This is a genomic window from Streptomyces sp. NPDC056361 (assembly GCF_042262805.1).
GTDB lineage: Bacteria > Actinomycetota > Actinomycetes > Streptomycetales > Streptomycetaceae > Streptomyces.
Map to the genome: position 1 here is coordinate 41,986 of NZ_JBHJQI010000022.1, position 16,110 is coordinate 58,095.

Below are 16,110 nucleotides of genomic sequence, written 5' to 3' on the forward strand. Positions count from 1 at the left end.
AACGGGAACGGCCCCCTCCCGGTGCCGGGAAGGGGCCGTCGTGCCGCGCGTGGGGGTCAGGCCTCCGAGCCGGCCTTCCACTCCGCCCAGCTCATGTTCCAGCCGTTGAGGCCGTTGTCGGGCTTGATCGTCTTGTCGTCGGAGTTCTTGACGATCACGACGTCGCCGACGATCGAGTGGTCGAAGAGCCAGGCGGCCATCTGGTTGGGGTCGCCGGCGCCCTTGACGTCGGCGAGGCCGACGCAGCCGTGGCTGGTGTTCACGGAGCCGAAGATCGACCGCGCGCCCCAGTAGTTGCCGTGGATGAAGGTGCCGGAGGTGGACAGGCGCATGGCGTGCGGCACGTCCTTGATGTCGTACTCGCCCTTGCCGTCGTCGTCGGTGAAGCCGACGGTGGCGCCGTTCATCCGGGTCTCCTTGAACTTCTCGGAGATCACCATCTGGCCGTTGTAGGTGGTGTTGTCCGGGGAGCCGGCGGAGATCGGGATGGTCTTGATCGTCTTGCCGTCCTGGGTGACCGTCATGGTCTTGGTGGCGACGTCGACGGTCGAGACCTGGTTGCGGCCGATCCTGAAGGTGACGGTCTTCTGCTGGACGCCGAAGACGCCGTCGGCGCCCTCGACGCCGTCGAGGTCCAGCTTCAGCGTGACGGTCGAGCCCTCGGTCCAGTACTGGTCGGGGCGGAAGTCGAGGCGCGTCGAGTTGAACCAGTGTCCGACGACCTCCTGGCCGGAGCTGGAGGAGACGCTGATGCCGCCCTGGACGGCCTTCTTGTCGGTGATCGCCTTGTTGAAGTTGATCGAGACGGGCATGCCGACGCCGACGGTCGAGCCGTCCTCGGGGGTGAAGTTCCCGATGAAGCTGTTGGCCTGCGAGACCGTGGTGAAGGAGGCGTTCTCGTGGGCCTCCAGGCCGGCCGCGTCGGTGGCGGTGGCGGCGATCTTGTAGACCGTGGCGCGCTTGAGCGGGCCGGAGGGCTTCCAGCTGAGCCCGTCGGCCGCTATGTCGCCCTCGACGGCGGTGCCCTCGGCGGAGGTCATGGTGACCTGCGTGAGCTTGCCCTCGGTGACGGTGACCTTGGCGTCGTTGTTGATGGAGGCGTTCTGCGCGCCGTTCTTCGGCGAGATGGTGATCTGCGCCTTGGAGGTCTTCTGCGCGGCCGCCTCGTCGACCTGGGCCTGTGACGGTGGCGTGGAGGATCCGGAGGCGCTGCCGTCCTTGTCGCCGTTGCACGCCGAGAGCACCAGCACGCCGCCGAGCACGGCGGCCGCTGCGGCCAGGCTCTTGCGGCGCTTGCCGTCCGTCATCACACGCTTCTCCATCGTCGCCGATTCCCTGCCGGATCTTGCTTCATCTATGTGAATACCCATGACACCCCGTCCGGTTCCGTAACCGAACGGTTTGTGGGGAACACCACTGATCGACACGCACGAACGGAGCGTCCGGTTCCCGGGTGCCCCGAACCGCCCCCGAACCGTCCGGGGACCGTGCACGGGAAAGGCCCCGGGACACCGTCCCAGGGCCTTCGGTCAGGGCGTCCACCGGCGGCGCTGCGGCCGGTGCCCACCCCTACGGCTGGTCGTCGTCGTCTTCCTCGTCCCCATCTTCCTCGCCGAGGTCCCACTCCAGTGCATCGGGGTCGTACTCGATCTCCTCGGTGCTCCAGGAGGCCTGGACCATCTCGATGCCGGGGACGTCGCGGATGAGGTCGAAGGGCTCGACGAGGTGGGCGAGGGCCTCGGCGCTGTCCTCGGCCGCGGCGGCGCGGGCCTGCACCCGCTCCTCCTCGGGCATGAACTCGTCGCCGTCGATCCGGGCCTTCGCGGCGTCGACCAGTTCGGCCGGTCCGTCGATCTCCAGGACCACATCGACGCGAAGGCGTACATAGCGTGCTGTGTCAGAAGTGCTCATGGGTCGGAGCGTAGGGGCCCGGGGGGTCTCGGCTTTCCCGCGACCCGCTGTGTTCATTAGCATCGGCGCACCGACCAATTCGCGGTTTCCGCAAGGGGGATCGAAATTTCCGTGTCCGCCGCCCGACGCCCACTGCTGACCGCCACCGCCGCGGGGACGCTGCTGTGCGCCCTGTGGTTCGTGCCGTCCGCGAACGCCACCGACGAGCAGGGCGGGGTCCGGGTCGGGGTGAGTCAGGACGGCCCCGTCGCCGACGGGCGCCTGGCGGAGACCGGCCGGCTGGACACCACCCCGTACGTCCTGGGCGGTACGGGCTTCCTGGGGGTCGGCGCGGGCTTCGTGGCGCTGGCGATGCGGCGGCGCGGCCGGGCCTTCTGAGCACGTTCCCCGACGCGTTCCTCAGCACGTTCCCCGGCGCGTTCCCGATACGGGCGCGCGCGTTCCCGATACGGGCGAGGGCCCGCTCCCGGAATCCCGGGGGCGGGCCCTCGACGCGTGACGGCGGGCGTCGCGCGGATGGTCGTTACGCGAGCGGGCCGGTGACCGGCTCGACGGCGGCGACGAGCCGGCCTTCGCGGACGAAGGCGTCGGCGGCGGCCAGGTCCGGGGCGAGGAAGCGGTCCGGGCCGGGGCCCTCGACGCCGGCGGCGCGCAGCGCGTCGATGGCGGCCTGCGAGGCGGGCGCCGGGGTGAGGCCCGCGCGGAGCTCGATGCCGCGGGTGGCGGCGTACATCTCGACGGCGATGATCCGGTTGAGGTTGCCGATCGCGGTGCGCAGCTTGCGGGCGGCGGACCAGCCCATGGAGACGTGGTCCTCCTGCATGGCGGAGGACGGGATGGAGTCGGCGGAGGCCGGGACGGCGAGCCGCTTCATCTCGCTGACCAGGGCGGCCTGCGTGTACTGGGCGATCATGAGGCCCGAGTCGACGCCGGCGTCGTCCGCGAGGAACGGCGGCAGGCCGTGCGAGCGGTTCTTGTCGAGGAGCCGGTCGGTGCGGCGCTCGGCGATGGAGCCGAGGTCGGCGGCGGCGATGGCGAGGAAGTCGAGGACGTACGCGACCGGGGCGCCGTGGAAGTTGCCGTTGGAGCGGACCTGGCCGTCGGGCAGGACCACCGGGTTGTCGACGGCGGCGGCGAGCTCGCGCTCGGCGACGAGCAGGGCGTGGGCCATGGTGTCGCGGCCGGCGCCGGCGACCTGCGGGGCGCAGCGCACGGAGTAGGCGTCCTGGACGCGGGGGGCTTCGCCGGCCTGGGCGTGGCCGGTGAGGCCGGAGCCCTTGAGGACGGCGAGCATGTTGGCGGCGGAGGCGGCCTGGCCGGGGTGCGGGCGGATCGCGTGCAGCTCGGGTTCGAGGACCTTCTCGGTGCCGAGGAGGGCTTCGAGGGAGAGCGCGGCGGTGATGTCGGCCGACTTGTAGAGGGTGTCGAGGTCGGCGAGGGCCATGACCAGCATGCCGAGCATGCCGTCGGTGCCGTTGAGGAGGGCGAGGCCCTCCTTCTCCTTGAGTTCGACGGGCGCGATGCCGGCGGCGGCGAGCAGCTCGCCGGCGGGCTTGACGACGCCGTCGGGGCCCTCGGCGTCGCCTTCGCCCATCAGGGTCAGGGCGCAGTGGGACAGCGGGGCGAGGTCGCCGGAGCAGCCGAGGGAGCCGTACTCGTGCACGACCGGGGTGATGCCGGCGTTGAGGACGTCGGCCATGGTCTGGGCGACCTCGGGGCGGACGCCGGTGTGGCCGGAGGCCACGGTCTTCAGGCGCAGGAACATCAGCGCGCGGACGACCTCGCGCTCGACGCGCGGGCCCATGCCGGCGGCGTGCGAGCGGACGATGTTGCGCTGGAGCTGGGCACGGAGCTCGTGGCTGATGTGCCGGGTGGCGAGGGCGCCGAACCCGGTCGAGACCCCGTAGACGGGCTCGGGCTTGGCGGCGAGGGCGTCCACGATCTCCCGGGCGGCGGCCAGCGCGGCCACCGCGTCGGTCGACAGCTCGACGCGGGCGCCGTGGCGGGCGACGTCGATGACGTCCTGCGGGGTCGTGCCGGACGTGCCGAGGACGACGACTGTCTGCATATCCATATTCAGCACCCTACGGATTGAAGACCGACATGTCACTAGGGGAATGTGTCACTGTCCCGACACGGCGGGGACCCTTACCGGTCAGTCGCCCCCGGTGGTGTGTCCGGCCGGGCCCCCGACGGGGGTTCCACCGTGGGCGCGTCGCGGAAGCGGCGGCGGTCGCGGGCACCGGGCGGGGCGTCGGCGAGCCGGATGACGGTGCCGTCGCGGCCGGCGACGACGGGCTTGGCGGAGCGGTCGGCCTTGGCCTGGTACTGGGCGGCGTCGGCGAGCCGGAAGAGGCGGCGGGCGGACTTGAGGGGGCCGATGGGGTCGCCGGTGGAGGCCACGCCGCAGGCGACGCCCTCGCCGAGTTCCAGTTCGGCCGCGCGCACGCAGAGCTCCTCGGCGACGCCCACGACCTCGTCCGCCGTGGGGCCGACCGCGAGGAGGCAGAACTCGTCGCCGCCCAGCCGGGCCGCGAGGGCGCCGGGGAGCCGGGCGCCGCAGCGGGAGAGGACGGAGCCGAAGCGTTCGAGGAGGCGGTCGCCGACGGCGTGGCCGTGGGTGTCGTTGACGCGCTTGAGGCCGTTGAGGTCGCAGACCACCAGACTGACGACGGAGCCGTCCACCCGGTAGCGCTCGATGGCCTCGTCGAGCCGGGTGTCGACGGCCCGCCGGTTGGCGAGCCCGGTGAGCGGGTCGGTGAAGGCCAGCTTGCGCACCTCCTCCAGGCGCTCGGCCTGGGCGATGCCGGCCGCGACGACCGCCGCGAGGACGGTCGCGAAGTCGGCGTCCGCCCGGGTGAAAGGTTTCGCCTCCGGTGGGCGCGCCACGTACAGCTCGCCCCAGGCCCGCCCGTGCAGCACGATCGGGGCCACCACGCAGCAGCCCCTACCCCGCCTGCGGAGGCCGAGGACGCGGCCGGTGGGGACCCGGTCGGCGGCGGTCTCCACCCAGGAGTCCGGCTCGCCGCCGCCCGCCCACTGGTCGTGCAGGAACTCGGTGATCTCGGGGAACTGGTGCACCGGATACGTCTCCGAGTCCGGGAACTCCTCCTCGCCCACGGCCCGCGCCCCCGCGTTCACGAGGACCTTCAGCCGGCCGTGGTCCCGCTGCCAGACGGACAGGGCCGCGAACGTGCCGTCGAGCCCGTCGCAGGCCCCGAGCGCCGCCGCCCGCCAGAACTCTCGCGGAGTGTGCGCCGCCGCCATCCCCTGCGCCAGCGCCACTACGGCCCGCAGCCGTACATCCTCTCCCATTCCTCCAGCTTAGGGAGGTTTGACCCGTTTTCACCTTCGAGACGTCACCGTACGTGACATTCGAGGAAAATCGGAGGGACGCGAACGGCCTACTCGCCCGGCCAGTTCGGCTTGCGCTTCTCGTTGAAGGCCGCGACGCCCTCCGCCCGGTCGCCCGAGAAGGCCACCGAACGCCACGCCGCGTCCTCGACCTCCAGGCCCGCCCGCAGGTCCAGGCCCTGACCGAGCCGCATCGCCTTCTTCGCGGCGCGCAGCCCGACCGGCGAGTTGGCCGCGATCCGGCCCGCCAGCTCCAGCGCCGCCGTCCGCGCGTCCTCCTCCAGGACGTCGACGAGGCCCAGCTCGCGGGCCTCCGCGGCCTCCACCCGGCGGGCCGTGAAGACCAGCTCGGCGGCGCGCGCCGCGCCCACCCGGCGCGGGAGCAGCTGCGTACCGCCGCCGCCCGGGATGACGCCCACGGAGACCTCGGGGAGGCCGACCACGGCGGTCGCGTCGGCCACGATCACGTCGCAGGCGAGCGCCAGCTCGAAGCCGCCGCCGAGGGCGAAGCCGTGCACGGCCGCGACGGTCGGCATCGGCAGCTCCAGGACGCCGGTGTAGGCGGCGCGGGCGGTCGGCCGCTGGCGGACCAGCTCGGCGTCGGTGAAGGAGTTGCGCTCCTTGAGGTCGGCGCCGACGCAGAACGCCCGGTCGTTCGACGAGGTCAGCACGGTGACGCGGACCGACGGGTCGGCGGCGAGCGCCTCGCAGGCGGCGCCGAGGGAGCGGGCCATCTCGGAGGAGACGGCGTTCATCGCCTTGGGCCGGTCGAGGACGAGCTCGGCGACGTGCCCGCTCCCGTCCTTCCGGACCACCACGAACTCACCAAAACGCTGCTCGGACATGACCGCACACCCTCCCGACCAAGACCCGCCCGTTAACGGCTGTTAACCGGCGTTCACCGGGGAGATCCTAAGTCGGGCGGCGGGTCAGGAGCCAGGGCTCGATGACGCCGAGGCCTCGGACCGGGCGCTGCCACATCGGTTGGAGGGCGAAGCGGTAGCGCGCGGCCTCGCGGCCCTCCTTCTCGGCGCGGATCGCCTCCTCGGCGGCCGCCGTCTCGGAGGCGGGGGCCTCGCGGGTCCTGGACAGCTCCTCCGCGAACGCGCCGTCGACGAGGACGGCGTCCTTCGGAGCTATCGAGGTGAGGCGGCTGGCGAGGTTCACGGTGGTGCCGAAGACGTCGCCCATCCGGGTCGTGACGGTGCCGAAGGCGATGCCGACCCGGAGCGCGGGCATCGTCTCGTCGTGGCTGAGGGTCTCGATGAGCCGCAGCGCGATCTCGGCGGCCGTGCCGGCGTCGTCGGCGGCGTACAGCACCTCGTCGCCGAGGGTCTTGATGAGCCGGCCGCCGTGCGCGGCGACGAGGTCGGCGCAGGTCGTCTCGAAGGCCTCGACGAGCTCGCCGAGCTCCTCCTCCTCCAGGCGGCGGGTGAGCCGGGTGAAGCCGACGAGGTCCGCGAAGCCGACCGCGAGCCGCCGGTCGACCATCTCCTCGTCGTCGGCGGCCTGCACGACCCGGCCGGTGGCGGCGGCGAGCTGCCTGCGCCACACGTAGATCAGGAACTCCTCCAGTTCGGGCAGGAGCAGCTCGACCAGCGGGTACGTGACCTCCGTGCGGGTCATGCCGGGCTCGGGCGGCTCGGTGAGGCCCTCCAGGAAGGAGTCGATCTGCCATTCGGCCAGCCGGGCGGTCGTCTGCCCGGTGGAGCGGGCGACCTGCACGGCCATGGGCTCGCTGAGCAGTCCGGCCTCGACGAGGCCGGCGAGCCGGCGCAGGGCCAGCACGTCGGCCTCGGTGAGCGCCTTGGCCTGGCCGATGTCGGCGAAGCCCATGGCGCGCCAGAAGCGGGAGGCGAGCTCCATGGAGACGCCGGCGGTGCGGGCGGCCTGGAAGGGCGTGTAGCGGCGGTCGGCGCCGAGGATGAGCTGTTCCAGGCGGATGGCGAGGGGGTCGTCACTCGGCTCGGCCGTGTGGTCGACCTCGTGGTGAGGCGTGGGGTACGTGGGAGGCTCGGGCGCGCCGCCCTCGTTCTCGTCGTCGACGGTCACCGGCCGCCTCCTGCCCGTTCCCTGCCCACTTGCCCTGCCGATCTGTCGCCTGGATCGCGGTCCACGATACGACAGGTGTGCGCTGGCTCACGCCGGAACGCCCACCCGGCGGTACGGGCGGCCCTCCGGGTGCACCGCCCCCGGAGGGCGCGGCGCGCGTCCGGGGGTGCGCCCGCCCTCGCCCCGACTCCGCCCGACAGGCCCTGGGGCCTGTGGTCAGGCCGGCGTGCGGAGGTGGACGATGTCGCCGGCGCCCACCGCCTCGGTGCCGCCGCCCTCGGTGGCGACGACGAGCCGCCCGTCGCCGTCGACGGCGACGGCCTCGCCCTCCAGCATGCGTTCGCCGGGGAGGTCGGCGCGGACGCGGCGGCCGAGGGTGGCGCAGCCGGCGGCGTAGGCGGCCTGGAGGCCGGACGCGGCGGGGTCGCCGTCGGCCCGCACCCAGTCGCCGTACCACTGGCCGAGGGAGCGCAGGACGGCCCTCAGGAGGGTGTCGCGGTCCGTGGTGGCGGCCTCGGCGAGGAGGAGGGAGCCCGCGGCGGGGACGGGGAGTTCGTCCGCTCGGAGGGTGACGTTGATGCCGAGGCCGACGACGATGCCGTCCTCGCCGGCCCGCTCGGCGAGGATGCCGCCGGTCTTGCGTTCCTCGCCCGCGACGGAAACCAGCAGGTCGTTGGGCCACTTGAGGGACATGTCGACGCCGGCGGCCTTCGCGAGGCCGGTCGCGGCGGCCACGCCGGTGAGCAGCGGGAGCCAGCCCCAGCGGTGGACCGGCACCTCGGGCTTGAGGAGGACGGAGAGGAAGAGTCCGGAGCGGGCGGGCGCCGTCCAGCTGCGGTCGAGGCGGCCGCGGCCCGAGGTCTGCTCCTCGGCGACGAGGACCGCCCCTTCGGGCAGCTCGTCGGCGCGTGCGGCGAGGTCGCTGTTGGTGGAGCCGGTGGTGGTGACCACGTCGAGCGAGGTCCACGGGCCGTCGGGCGTCACGAGCGCTCGGCGCAGTGCGGGGGCGTTCAGCGGGGGCCGGTCGAGGTCGGACCAGGGTCCGCCGGAGCCTTGGGAGGACGTCATGCAAGCCAGAGTAGGTGTGGCAAAGACCGCAGTGCCGAACCGTATCGGCGTCGATACGCTACGGGTCAGTAGGCCAGCAGTAGCCCATTCGTAGTCAACGAACCCCCCGTGACCAGGCAGGGAGCCGCATCCCGATGTCCGAGCCGGCAGAGCAGTACGAGATCGACATTCACACGACCGCAGGCAAGATCGCGGACCTCAAGCGCCGTATCGACGAGGCCACTCACGCCGGCTCGGAGCGCGCGGTGGAGAAGCAGCACGCGAAGGGCAAGCTGACCGCGCGCGAGCGGATCGCCCTGCTGCTCGACGAAGGGTCGTTCGTCGAGCTCGACGAGCTGGCCCGGCACCGGTCGACCAACTTCGGCCTGGAGAAGAACCGCCCGTACGGCGACGGTGTCGTCACCGGCTACGGCACGGTCGACGGGCGCCCGGTCGCCGTCTTCTCGCAGGACTTCACCGTCTTCGGCGGCGCGCTCGGCGAGACGTACGGCCAGAAGATCATCAAGGTGATGGACTTCGCGCTGAAGACCGGCTGCCCGGTCGTCGGCATCAACGACTCCGGCGGCGCCCGCATCCAGGAGGGCGTGAGCGCGCTCGGCATGTACGGCGAGATCTTCCGCCGCAACACCCACGCGTCCGGCGTGATCCCGCAGATCTCGCTGATCGTCGGCCCGTGCGCGGGCGGCGCGGTGTACTCCCCCGCGATCACCGACTTCACCGTGATGGTGGATCAGACCTCCCACATGTTCATCACGGGGCCCGACGTCATCAAGACGGTGACCGGCGAGGACGTGGGCTTCGAGGAGCTGGGCGGCGCCCGGACGCACAACTCGACCTCGGGCGTGGCGCATCACATGTCGGGGGACGAGAAGGACGCGATCGAGTACGTGAAGTCGCTCCTGTCGTACCTTCCGTCGAACAACCTCTCCGAGCCGCCGGCCTTCCCCGAGGTCGCGGAGACCGTGGTGACGGACGAGGACCGCGAGCTCGACACGCTGATCCCGGACTCGGCGAACCAGCCGTACGACATGCACAAGGTCATCGAGCACGTCCTGGACGACGGCGAGTTCCTGGAGACGCAGGCGCTGTTCGCGCCGAACATCGTGACGGGCTTCGGCCGCGTCGAGGGCTTCCCGGTCGGCGTGGTCGCCAACCAGCCGATGCAGTTCGCGGGCTGCCTCGACATCAACGCGTCCGAGAAGGCCGCGCGGTTCGTGCGCACCTGCGACGCGTTCAACATCCCGGTCCTGACCTTCGTGGACGTCCCCGGCTTCCTGCCGGGCGTGGACCAGGAGTACGGCGGCATCATCCGGCGCGGCGCGAAGCTGATCTACGCGTACGCCGAGGCGACCGTCCCGCTGATCACCGTCATCACCCGGAAGGCCTTCGGCGGCGCGTACGACGTCATGGGCTCCAAGCACCTGGGCGCGGACCTGAACCTGGCGTGGCCGACGGCGCAGATCGCGGTCATGGGCGCGCAGGGCGCCGTCAACATCCTGCACCGCCGCACCATCGCCGAGTCGGAGGACCAGGAGTCGGAGCGGGCGCGGCTGATGCAGGAGTACGAGGACGCCCTGCTGAACCCGTACATCGCCGCCGAGCGCGGTTACGTCGACGGGGTGATCCTGCCGTCCGACACGCGCCCGCAGATCGTGAAGGGGCTGCGTCAGCTGCGGACGAAGCGGGAATCCCTTCCTCCGAAGAAGCACGGCAACATCCCGCTGTAGGCCCCGTACGAGCGCTGAAGGAGCCGTTGTGATCAAGGTCGTACGAGGAAACCCGACGCCCGAGGAGCTGGCCGCCGCACTGGCGGTCGTTCAAGCCCGGGCCGCGGCCACGGCGGCGGCGTCCGCCGAGGGCGCCGGTCCGGCCGTGCCGGAGGGCTGGTCGGATCCCTCCCGCATCGCGCGGACGGTACGGCACCGGCCGGGCCCGCGGGCCTGGGCCAGGTCGTACTGGCCCGTCTAGCCGACACATGACGAGAGGCCGGACCCCGTGTGCGGGGGGTCCGGCCTCTCGCGCGCGTCCGGCCCCTCGCGTCCGGCCGTCCGGCCTCTCGCGTCCGGCCGTCCGGCGTCACGTACGGCGGAGGAAGAGGCCGGTCAGGACGGCTCCGGCGGCGACGACCGCGGCGTTGACGAGGACCGCGAGGCCGATGCCGTCGAGGAGGACGGGGGCGGTGACGACGACGGCGCTCATGATCGGCGTGCCCATGGTGATGCCGATCTGCTGGGTCATCGTCGCGAGCCCGGTCGCCGCCCCCTGCTCGCCGTCGGGGATGCCGGAGGTGGCGGTGACCATGAAGCCGACGATCGCGAGCATGTTGCCGACACCGCCGGCGAAGGTCGCGGCGAGCAGCAGCCAGAGGCCGCCCCGGTCGTCGCCGAGCCCGTACAGGGAGAGGGTCGCGGCGGCCTGGAGGAGTCCGCCGGAGACGAGGGCGCCGCGGGCGCCGAAGCGGCCGATGAACCGGGAGGCGGTCACCCCGCCGAGGATCGTGCCGGCGCCGAGGACGCCGAAGGAGAGCCCGGCGGCCAGTGGCGAGAAGCCCAGGACGTCCTGGAGGTAGAGCGTCATCAGGAAGACCAGGGAGGTCTCGGTGACGAAGGCGACGAGCCCGGCGAGGTTGCCCCAGACGACCGTGCGGCGCTTCAGGACGTGGAGCGGGACGAGGGGCGAGGCGGCCCGGCGCTCGGCGAGGCCGAAGGCGGCGAGGAGGACGGCTCCGGCGGCCAGGGCGAGGAGCGCGACGGGGTCGGCCCAGCCGTGCTCGCCGGCGACGGTCAGGCCGTAGACGAGGGCGAGGAGCCCGCCGGTGACGGTGATCGCGCCGGGCACGTCGAGGCGGGGGCGGACGGCCGGGCGGCTCTCCGCGAGGACGGCGGGGGCGACGAGGAGGACGGCGAGGGCGACCGGCACGTTGACGAGGAAGGCCCAGCGCCAGGAGAGCAGGTCGGTGAGGACGCCGCCGAGGATCGCGCCGGTGGTGAAGCCCGCGGACATCAGGGCGCCGTTGAGGCCGAGCGCCCTGGCGCGCAGCGGGCCCTCGGGGAAGGACGCGGTGAGCAGGGCGAGCCCGGCGGGGGTCACGGCGGCGGTGGCGAGGCCCTGGGCGACGCGGGCGGCCATCAGCGTCCCTGGGCCGGTGGCGAGGCCGCCGGCGAGCGAGGAGAGGCCGAGGAGGGCCATGCCGCCGAGGAAGAGGCGGCGGCGGCCGACGAGGTCGGCGACGCGCCCGAAGAGGAGGGTGAAGCCGGCGGCGGCGAGGGCGAAGGCGGTGGCGATCCACTGGAGGCCGCCGAGGGTGAAGCCGAGTCCCTGGCCGATGACGGGCAGGGCGACGTTCAGGATCGAGAAGTCGACGGCCAGCATGAACTGGGCGAGGAGGAGGACGACCAGGACGAGCCGCATCCGGCCGGTCATGCGGTCGGCGGCGGGTCCCGTGGCGGGTTCGGTGGGCGCGGGGAGATCCAGGGCAACCATGCGTACGACCCCTTAATGGGAGGCTGGTTCCGTTAAGATGTCCCGTACCGTAGCAGAGTCGATGGCGTTAATGGAACTGGAGCCCCATTTGAACGAGAGCCGACCGGCCACGCCCGGCACCCTGCGCCCCGGCGGCCGCACCGCCAAGGTCCGGAGGGCAGTCCTCGACGCCACCCTGGACGCCCTCGCCGACACCGGATTCCACGCCCTGAACATGGACCGGATCGCCGCGAGCGCAGGCGTCGGCAAGACCACCGTCTACCGCCGCTGGACCTCCCCCACCGGCCTGGTCGGCGACCTCCTGCACGACATGGCGGAGCAGTCCCTGCCCGCCGCCGACACCGGCACCCTCGCCGGCGACCTCCGGGCCAACGCCGAACTCGTCCGCGCCACCCTCACCGACCCCCGGATGGGCGCCGTCTTCAGCGCCGTCATCGCCGCGGCGGCCTGCGACGAGGAGTGCGCCCGCGCCCTCGCCGGCTTCTACCGGACCCGGCTCGCCGAATGGACCCCGGCCGTCGCCAAGGGAGCGGCCCGCGGCGAGATCCCGGCCGGGACCGACCCCGTCGAACTGCTCCGGGCCGTCTCCGCGCCGCTCTACTACCGCTTCGCGGTCACCCACGAGGAACTCACCGCGGGCGTGGCCGAACGGGCCGCGACGGCGGCGCTCGCGGCCGCCCGCGCCGGCGTCTTCGTCCGCGAATAGTCCTTCGGCAGGGGGGCGCCTGAGTATCCGTACTCAGGCGCCCCGCGAGCCCCGGCCGGAGGATCGGGGCATGCTGTGGTCCGACCCGAAGAACCAGCCGCCGAAGTTCCTGCGCGACATGCAGGCGATGCTCCGCCGCACCGGTGTGATCCTGGCACTGGCGATGGTGGTGGCGATGGCCGTCGTCAGCGCGCGATGAGCCGGTGAGCGGCGCCGGTTCGGCGGGAACGAACGCGCGGCACTGACTACGCTGCCCCCATGACTGCTGACCCGCGCCGTGTCGTCCTCGCCTCCGCCTCCCCCGCCCGCCTCGGCCTGCTCCGCCAGGCCGGGCTCGCCCCCGAGGTGATCGTGAGCGGCGTCGACGAGGACAAGGTCCACGCCCCGACCCCGGCCGAGCTCGCGCTCGCGCTCGCCGAGGCGAAGGCCGCCCATGTGGCCGCCAGGCCCGAGGTGTTCGGCGCGCTCGTCATCGGCTGCGACTCGGTCCTCGAACTCGACAAGCAGGCCCTCGGCAAGCCGGCCGACGCCGAGGAGGCCACCGCCCGCTGGAAGGCGATGCGCGGCCGCGTCGGCATCCTCCAGACCGGTCACTGCGTGTACGACACGGCCGCCAAGCGGTACGAGTCGGCGACCGCCTCCACCGTCGTGCGCTTCGGCGAACCGACGGACGCGGAGATCGCGGCGTACGTGGCGAGCGGCGAACCGCTGCACGTGGCGGGCGCGTTCACCCTGGACGGCCGCTCGGCGCCGTTCATCGACGGCATCGACGGCGACCCGGGCAACGTGATCGGCCTGTCGCTGCCGCTGCTGCGCAGGCTGCTCAAGAAGCTGGACGTCGAGATCACCGACCTCTGGGCCTGAACCGCCGTACGGGGACCCGGGCGAGCGGGACCGGGGCGGCCGGCGCTCAGGCGGCGGCCGGCTCCTGGGCCGGGGTCTCCTCGGCCGGGGCCTCCTTGCCGTACGCCACCAGGGTGAGGACGAGCAGGCCGAGGACGAGCATCAGGAAGGCGAAGGCCTTCCAGCCGAGGAGGCCGACCGCGACCGCGCCGAGGAGGCCGTGCACGACCGCGCAGCCGATGAGGAGCGCGCGGCCGAAGCGGCCCGGCGCGCGGTCGCGGACGCCCGCGACGAGGGCGACGAGGCCGCAGAGGACGAGGGCGGCGCCGGAGCCGATGCCGAGCGCCCAGGTGCCGGCGACCATCGCGTCGGGGTCCATGCCGTCGAGCGACATCGCCTGCACCTCGACGAACCGTGCCATCACGGCGTTGATCGCGACGATGCCGGGTGCTTCGAGGAGGAGCACCGCCGCCGTCACGAGGGCTATCGGTCTGCGGGCCACCTCGGCCACCCCCTGGATTCGCCTGTTACCGACAGTACGATCGACAGCGCGAAGGCTACTGGCCGGTAAACCCCTGGACAAGAGTTCGCGCACGACGGGTGGCGGTGGACGCACCCGCAAAGAATCGTTGAGCCATTCGTAGGGACTCCACAAAGAAACCCGAATGGCGACTGGTCGGTTGAACAGAGACCTGCGCCACACCTCGGATCTACTGTGCCGTAAAGGAACCCTGCGTACCGTGGTGCGACAAGGGAAATCACGACCCGAGCAGGCCCGGGGTCACGCTCCGTGTGGGCAAGCTCACCACTGGGGACGGGTCGAAAGGCCGTGTCGGCAGTCCCTAAACTCAGCTTGTTTCAAGGAGGGAGCCATCGTGCGCAAGGTGCTCATCGCCAACCGTGGCGAAATCGCTGTCCGTGTGGCCCGGGCGTGCCGGGACGCGGGTATCGGCAGCGTGGCCGTGTACGCCGAGCCGGACCGGGACGCTCTGCACGTCCGGGCGGCCGACGAGGCGTTCGCTCTGGGCGGTGACACTCCGGCGACCAGTTACCTGGACATGGCCAAGGTGTTGCAGGCCGCGCAGGACTCCGGGGCGGACGCCGTCCACCCGGGTTACGGCTTCCTCTCCGAGAACGCCGAGTTCGCGCAGGCCGTCCTGGACGCCGGTCTGATCTGGATCGGCCCGCCGCCGCACGCCATCCGCGACCTGGGCGACAAGGTGGCCGCGCGTCACATCGCGCAGCGCGCCGGCGCGCCGCTCGTGGCCGGCACCCCCGACCCCGTGTCGGGCGCCGACGAGGTCGTCGCGTTCGCCGAGCAGCACGGCCTGCCGATCGCGATCAAGGCCGCCTTCGGTGGCGGCGGTCGCGGCCTGAAGGTCGCCCGCACCCTCGAAGAGGTCCCGGAGCTCTACGACTCCGCCGTCCGCGAGGCCGTCGCCGCCTTCGGCCGCGGCGAGTGCTTCGTCGAGCGCTACCTCGACAAGCCGCGGCACGTCGAGACCCAGTGCCTGGCCGACTCCCACGGCAACGTGGTCGTCGTCTCCACCCGTGACTGCTCGCTCCAGCGCCGCCACCAGAAGCTGGTCGAGGAGGCGCCCGCGCCGTTCCTGACGGCCGAGCAGAACGCGCAGCTGTACGCGGCGTCGAAGGCGATCCTGAAGGAGGCCGGCTACGTCGGCGCCGGCACGGTCGAGTTCCTCGTCGGCACGGACGGCACGATCTCCTTCCTCGAGGTCAACACCCGCCTCCAGGTCGAGCACCCGGTCACCGAAGAGGTCACCGGCATCGACCTGGTCCGCGAGATGTTCCGCATCGCCGACGGCGAGGAGCTCGGTTACGGCGACCCCGCCGTGCGCGGTCACTCCTTCGAGTTCCGCATCAACGGCGAGGACCCGGGCCGCGGCTTCCTGCCCGCCCCCGGCACCGTCACCGTCTTCAACGCCCCCACGGGCCCCGGTGTCCGCCTGGACGCCGGTGTCGAGTCGGGCTCGGTCATCGGCCCGGCGTGGGACTCGCTCCTCGCCAAGCTGATCGTCACCGGCGCGACCCGCGAGCAGGCGCTCCAGCGCGCCGCCCGCGCCCTGGCGGAGTTCAAGGTCGAGGGCATGGCGACGGCGATCCCGTTCCACCAGGCCGTCGTCGTCGACCCGGCGTTCACCGCGGACCCGTTCCGCGTCCACACCCGGTGGATCGAGACCGAGTTCGTCAACGAGATCAAGCCGTTCGCCCCCGCCGCCGGCGAGGCGGACGAGGACGAGGGCAACCGCGAGACGATCGTCGTCGAGGTCGGCGGCAAGCGCCTCGAGGTCTCCCTGCCGTCCTCGCTCGGCATGACGCTGGCCCGCACGGGCCTCGCGGCGGGTGCCAAGCCGAAGCGGCGCGCGGCCAAGAAGTCCGGCCCGACCGCCTCCGGCGACACCCTCGCCTCCCCGATGCAGGGCACGATCGTCAAGGTCGCGGTCGAGGAGGGCCAGGAGGTCAAGGAGGGCGACCTCATCGTCGTCCTGGAGGCCATGAAGATGGAGCAGCCGCTGAACGCGCACCGCTCCGGCACCGTCAAGGGCCTGAACGCCGAGGTCGGCGCGTCCGTCACCTCCGGCGCCTCCATCTGCGACATCAAGGACTGACCCGTCGCACCCAGTACGGTACGGAGGGCCCGCAGGCAGCAGCCTGCGGGCCCTTCGTGCACG

General features: G+C 72.5%; 16 protein-coding genes. 7 read left to right on the forward strand and 9 right to left on the reverse strand.

The features are described from left to right. Positions 1-56 precede the first annotated feature (56 nt). Positions 57-1,322, reverse strand: a complete 1,266-nt coding sequence (locus ACFCY7_RS09955) for an Ig-like domain-containing protein (RefSeq protein ID WP_376483028.1) — start codon at positions 1,320-1,322, stop codon at positions 57-59. Between the two features lie 247 nt (positions 1,323-1,569). Then, a complete protein-coding gene (locus ACFCY7_RS09960) occupies positions 1,570-1,911 on the reverse strand; it encodes a hypothetical protein (RefSeq protein ID WP_376483030.1) in 342 nt (113 codons plus the stop codon). Between the two features lie 111 nt (positions 1,912-2,022). On the opposite strand from ACFCY7_RS09960, the gene ACFCY7_RS09965 reads away from it, so the two are divergent. Continuing rightward, positions 2,023-2,289, forward strand: a complete 267-nt coding sequence (locus ACFCY7_RS09965; protein ID WP_376483032.1) for a hypothetical protein — start codon at positions 2,023-2,025, stop codon at positions 2,287-2,289. 145 nt (positions 2,290-2,434) lie between these two features. On the opposite strand, the gene hutH is transcribed toward ACFCY7_RS09965, so the two are convergent. The 5 genes from hutH to ACFCY7_RS09990 form a co-directional block, all read right to left on the reverse strand. Next, the gene (gene hutH, locus ACFCY7_RS09970; RefSeq protein ID WP_376483088.1) at positions 2,435-3,979 is read right to left on the reverse strand and encodes a histidine ammonia-lyase; all 1,545 of its coding nucleotides are present in this window, start codon (positions 3,977-3,979) and stop codon (positions 2,435-2,437) included. Between the two features lie 80 nt (positions 3,980-4,059). Then, positions 4,060-5,226: a diguanylate cyclase domain-containing protein gene (locus ACFCY7_RS09975; protein ID WP_376483034.1), complete on the reverse strand. Its 1,167-nt coding sequence runs from the start codon at positions 5,224-5,226 to the stop codon at positions 4,060-4,062. A gap of 89 nt (positions 5,227-5,315) precedes the next feature. Then, positions 5,316-6,110, reverse strand: coding sequence for an enoyl-CoA hydratase/isomerase family protein (locus tag ACFCY7_RS09980; RefSeq protein WP_367821517.1), 795 nt, complete (start codon positions 6,108-6,110; stop codon positions 5,316-5,318). A gap of 67 nt (positions 6,111-6,177) precedes the next feature. After that, positions 6,178-7,317, reverse strand: coding sequence for an adenylate/guanylate cyclase domain-containing protein (locus ACFCY7_RS09985; protein ID WP_376483036.1), 1,140 nt, complete (start codon positions 7,315-7,317; stop codon positions 6,178-6,180). A gap of 216 nt (positions 7,318-7,533) precedes the next feature. Then, entirely contained in the window at positions 7,534-8,385 is an 852-nt protein-coding gene (locus tag ACFCY7_RS09990; RefSeq protein WP_376483038.1) for a biotin--[acetyl-CoA-carboxylase] ligase, read from the reverse strand. A gap of 134 nt (positions 8,386-8,519) precedes the next feature. Between ACFCY7_RS09990 and ACFCY7_RS09995 the strand changes: the two genes are divergently transcribed. Together ACFCY7_RS09995 and ACFCY7_RS10000 are read left to right on the forward strand one after the other, a co-directional pair. Next, positions 8,520-10,112 carry an acyl-CoA carboxylase subunit beta gene (locus ACFCY7_RS09995; RefSeq protein WP_376483040.1) on the forward strand — a complete coding sequence of 531 codons (1,593 nt, stop codon included), beginning with the start codon at positions 8,520-8,522 and terminating at the stop codon, positions 10,110-10,112. A gap of 28 nt (positions 10,113-10,140) precedes the next feature. Continuing rightward, complete coding sequence (locus ACFCY7_RS10000; protein ID WP_367821525.1) at positions 10,141-10,353, forward strand: acyl-CoA carboxylase epsilon subunit; 213 nt, start codon at positions 10,141-10,143, stop codon at positions 10,351-10,353. A 108-nt stretch (positions 10,354-10,461) separates the two neighbouring features. Here ACFCY7_RS10000 and ACFCY7_RS10005 read toward each other — a convergent pair whose 3' ends face one another. Beyond that, positions 10,462-11,868, reverse strand: coding sequence for an MFS transporter (locus tag ACFCY7_RS10005; RefSeq protein WP_376483042.1), 1,407 nt, complete (start codon positions 11,866-11,868; stop codon positions 10,462-10,464). 70 nt (positions 11,869-11,938) lie between these two features. Here ACFCY7_RS10005 and ACFCY7_RS10010 point away from each other — a divergent pair, with 70 nt between their 5' ends. From ACFCY7_RS10010 to ACFCY7_RS10020, 3 genes are all read left to right on the forward strand, one after another. Then, positions 11,939-12,574, forward strand: coding sequence for a TetR/AcrR family transcriptional regulator (locus tag ACFCY7_RS10010; RefSeq protein WP_376483044.1), 636 nt, complete (start codon positions 11,939-11,941; stop codon positions 12,572-12,574). A 70-nt stretch (positions 12,575-12,644) separates the two neighbouring features. Next, positions 12,645-12,773, forward strand: a complete 129-nt coding sequence (mmpB, locus tag ACFCY7_RS10015) for a morphogenic membrane protein MmpB (RefSeq protein WP_376483046.1) — start codon at positions 12,645-12,647, stop codon at positions 12,771-12,773. Between the two features lie 59 nt (positions 12,774-12,832). Beyond that, a complete protein-coding gene (locus tag ACFCY7_RS10020) occupies positions 12,833-13,438 on the forward strand; it encodes a nucleoside triphosphate pyrophosphatase (RefSeq protein WP_376483048.1) in 606 nt (201 codons plus the stop codon). A gap of 46 nt (positions 13,439-13,484) precedes the next feature. On the opposite strand, the gene ACFCY7_RS10025 is transcribed toward ACFCY7_RS10020, so the two are convergent. Next, on the reverse strand, positions 13,485-13,919 hold the full coding sequence (locus tag ACFCY7_RS10025; protein WP_376483050.1) for a hypothetical protein: 435 nt from the start codon (positions 13,917-13,919) through the stop codon (positions 13,485-13,487). Between the two features lie 373 nt (positions 13,920-14,292). Between ACFCY7_RS10025 and ACFCY7_RS10030 the strand changes: the two genes are divergently transcribed. After that, positions 14,293-16,047, forward strand: coding sequence for an acetyl/propionyl/methylcrotonyl-CoA carboxylase subunit alpha (locus tag ACFCY7_RS10030; RefSeq protein ID WP_376483052.1), 1,755 nt, complete (start codon positions 14,293-14,295; stop codon positions 16,045-16,047). The last annotated feature ends 63 nt before the right edge of the window (positions 16,048-16,110 follow it).

Bases quoted from the DNA above. Each gene is read 5' to 3' on its own strand.
- ACFCY7_RS09995 (WP_376483040.1), top strand. From the start codon at position 8,520: ATGTCCGAGCCGGCAGAGCAGTACGAGATCGACATTCACACGACCGCA.
- hutH (WP_376483088.1), bottom strand. From the start codon at position 3,979: ATGCAGACAGTCGTCGTCCTCGGCACGTCCGGCACGACCCCGCAGGAC.
- ACFCY7_RS10010 (WP_376483044.1), top strand. From the start codon at position 11,939: ATGGAACTGGAGCCCCATTTGAACGAGAGCCGACCGGCCACGCCCGGC.
- ACFCY7_RS09990 (WP_376483038.1), bottom strand. From the start codon at position 8,385: ATGACGTCCTCCCAAGGCTCCGGCGGACCCTGGTCCGACCTCGACCGG.
- ACFCY7_RS10020 (WP_376483048.1), top strand. From the start codon at position 12,833: ATGACTGCTGACCCGCGCCGTGTCGTCCTCGCCTCCGCCTCCCCCGCC.
- ACFCY7_RS09980 (WP_367821517.1), bottom strand. From the start codon at position 6,110: ATGTCCGAGCAGCGTTTTGGTGAGTTCGTGGTGGTCCGGAAGGACGGG.
- ACFCY7_RS10005 (WP_376483042.1), bottom strand. From the start codon at position 11,868: ATGGTTGCCCTGGATCTCCCCGCGCCCACCGAACCCGCCACGGGACCC.
- ACFCY7_RS09960 (WP_376483030.1), bottom strand. From the start codon at position 1,911: ATGAGCACTTCTGACACAGCACGCTATGTACGCCTTCGCGTCGATGTG.
- mmpB (WP_376483046.1), top strand. From the start codon at position 12,645: ATGCTGTGGTCCGACCCGAAGAACCAGCCGCCGAAGTTCCTGCGCGAC.
- ACFCY7_RS09955 (WP_376483028.1), bottom strand. From the start codon at position 1,322: ATGGAGAAGCGTGTGATGACGGACGGCAAGCGCCGCAAGAGCCTGGCC.
- ACFCY7_RS09975 (WP_376483034.1), bottom strand. From the start codon at position 5,226: ATGGGAGAGGATGTACGGCTGCGGGCCGTAGTGGCGCTGGCGCAGGGG.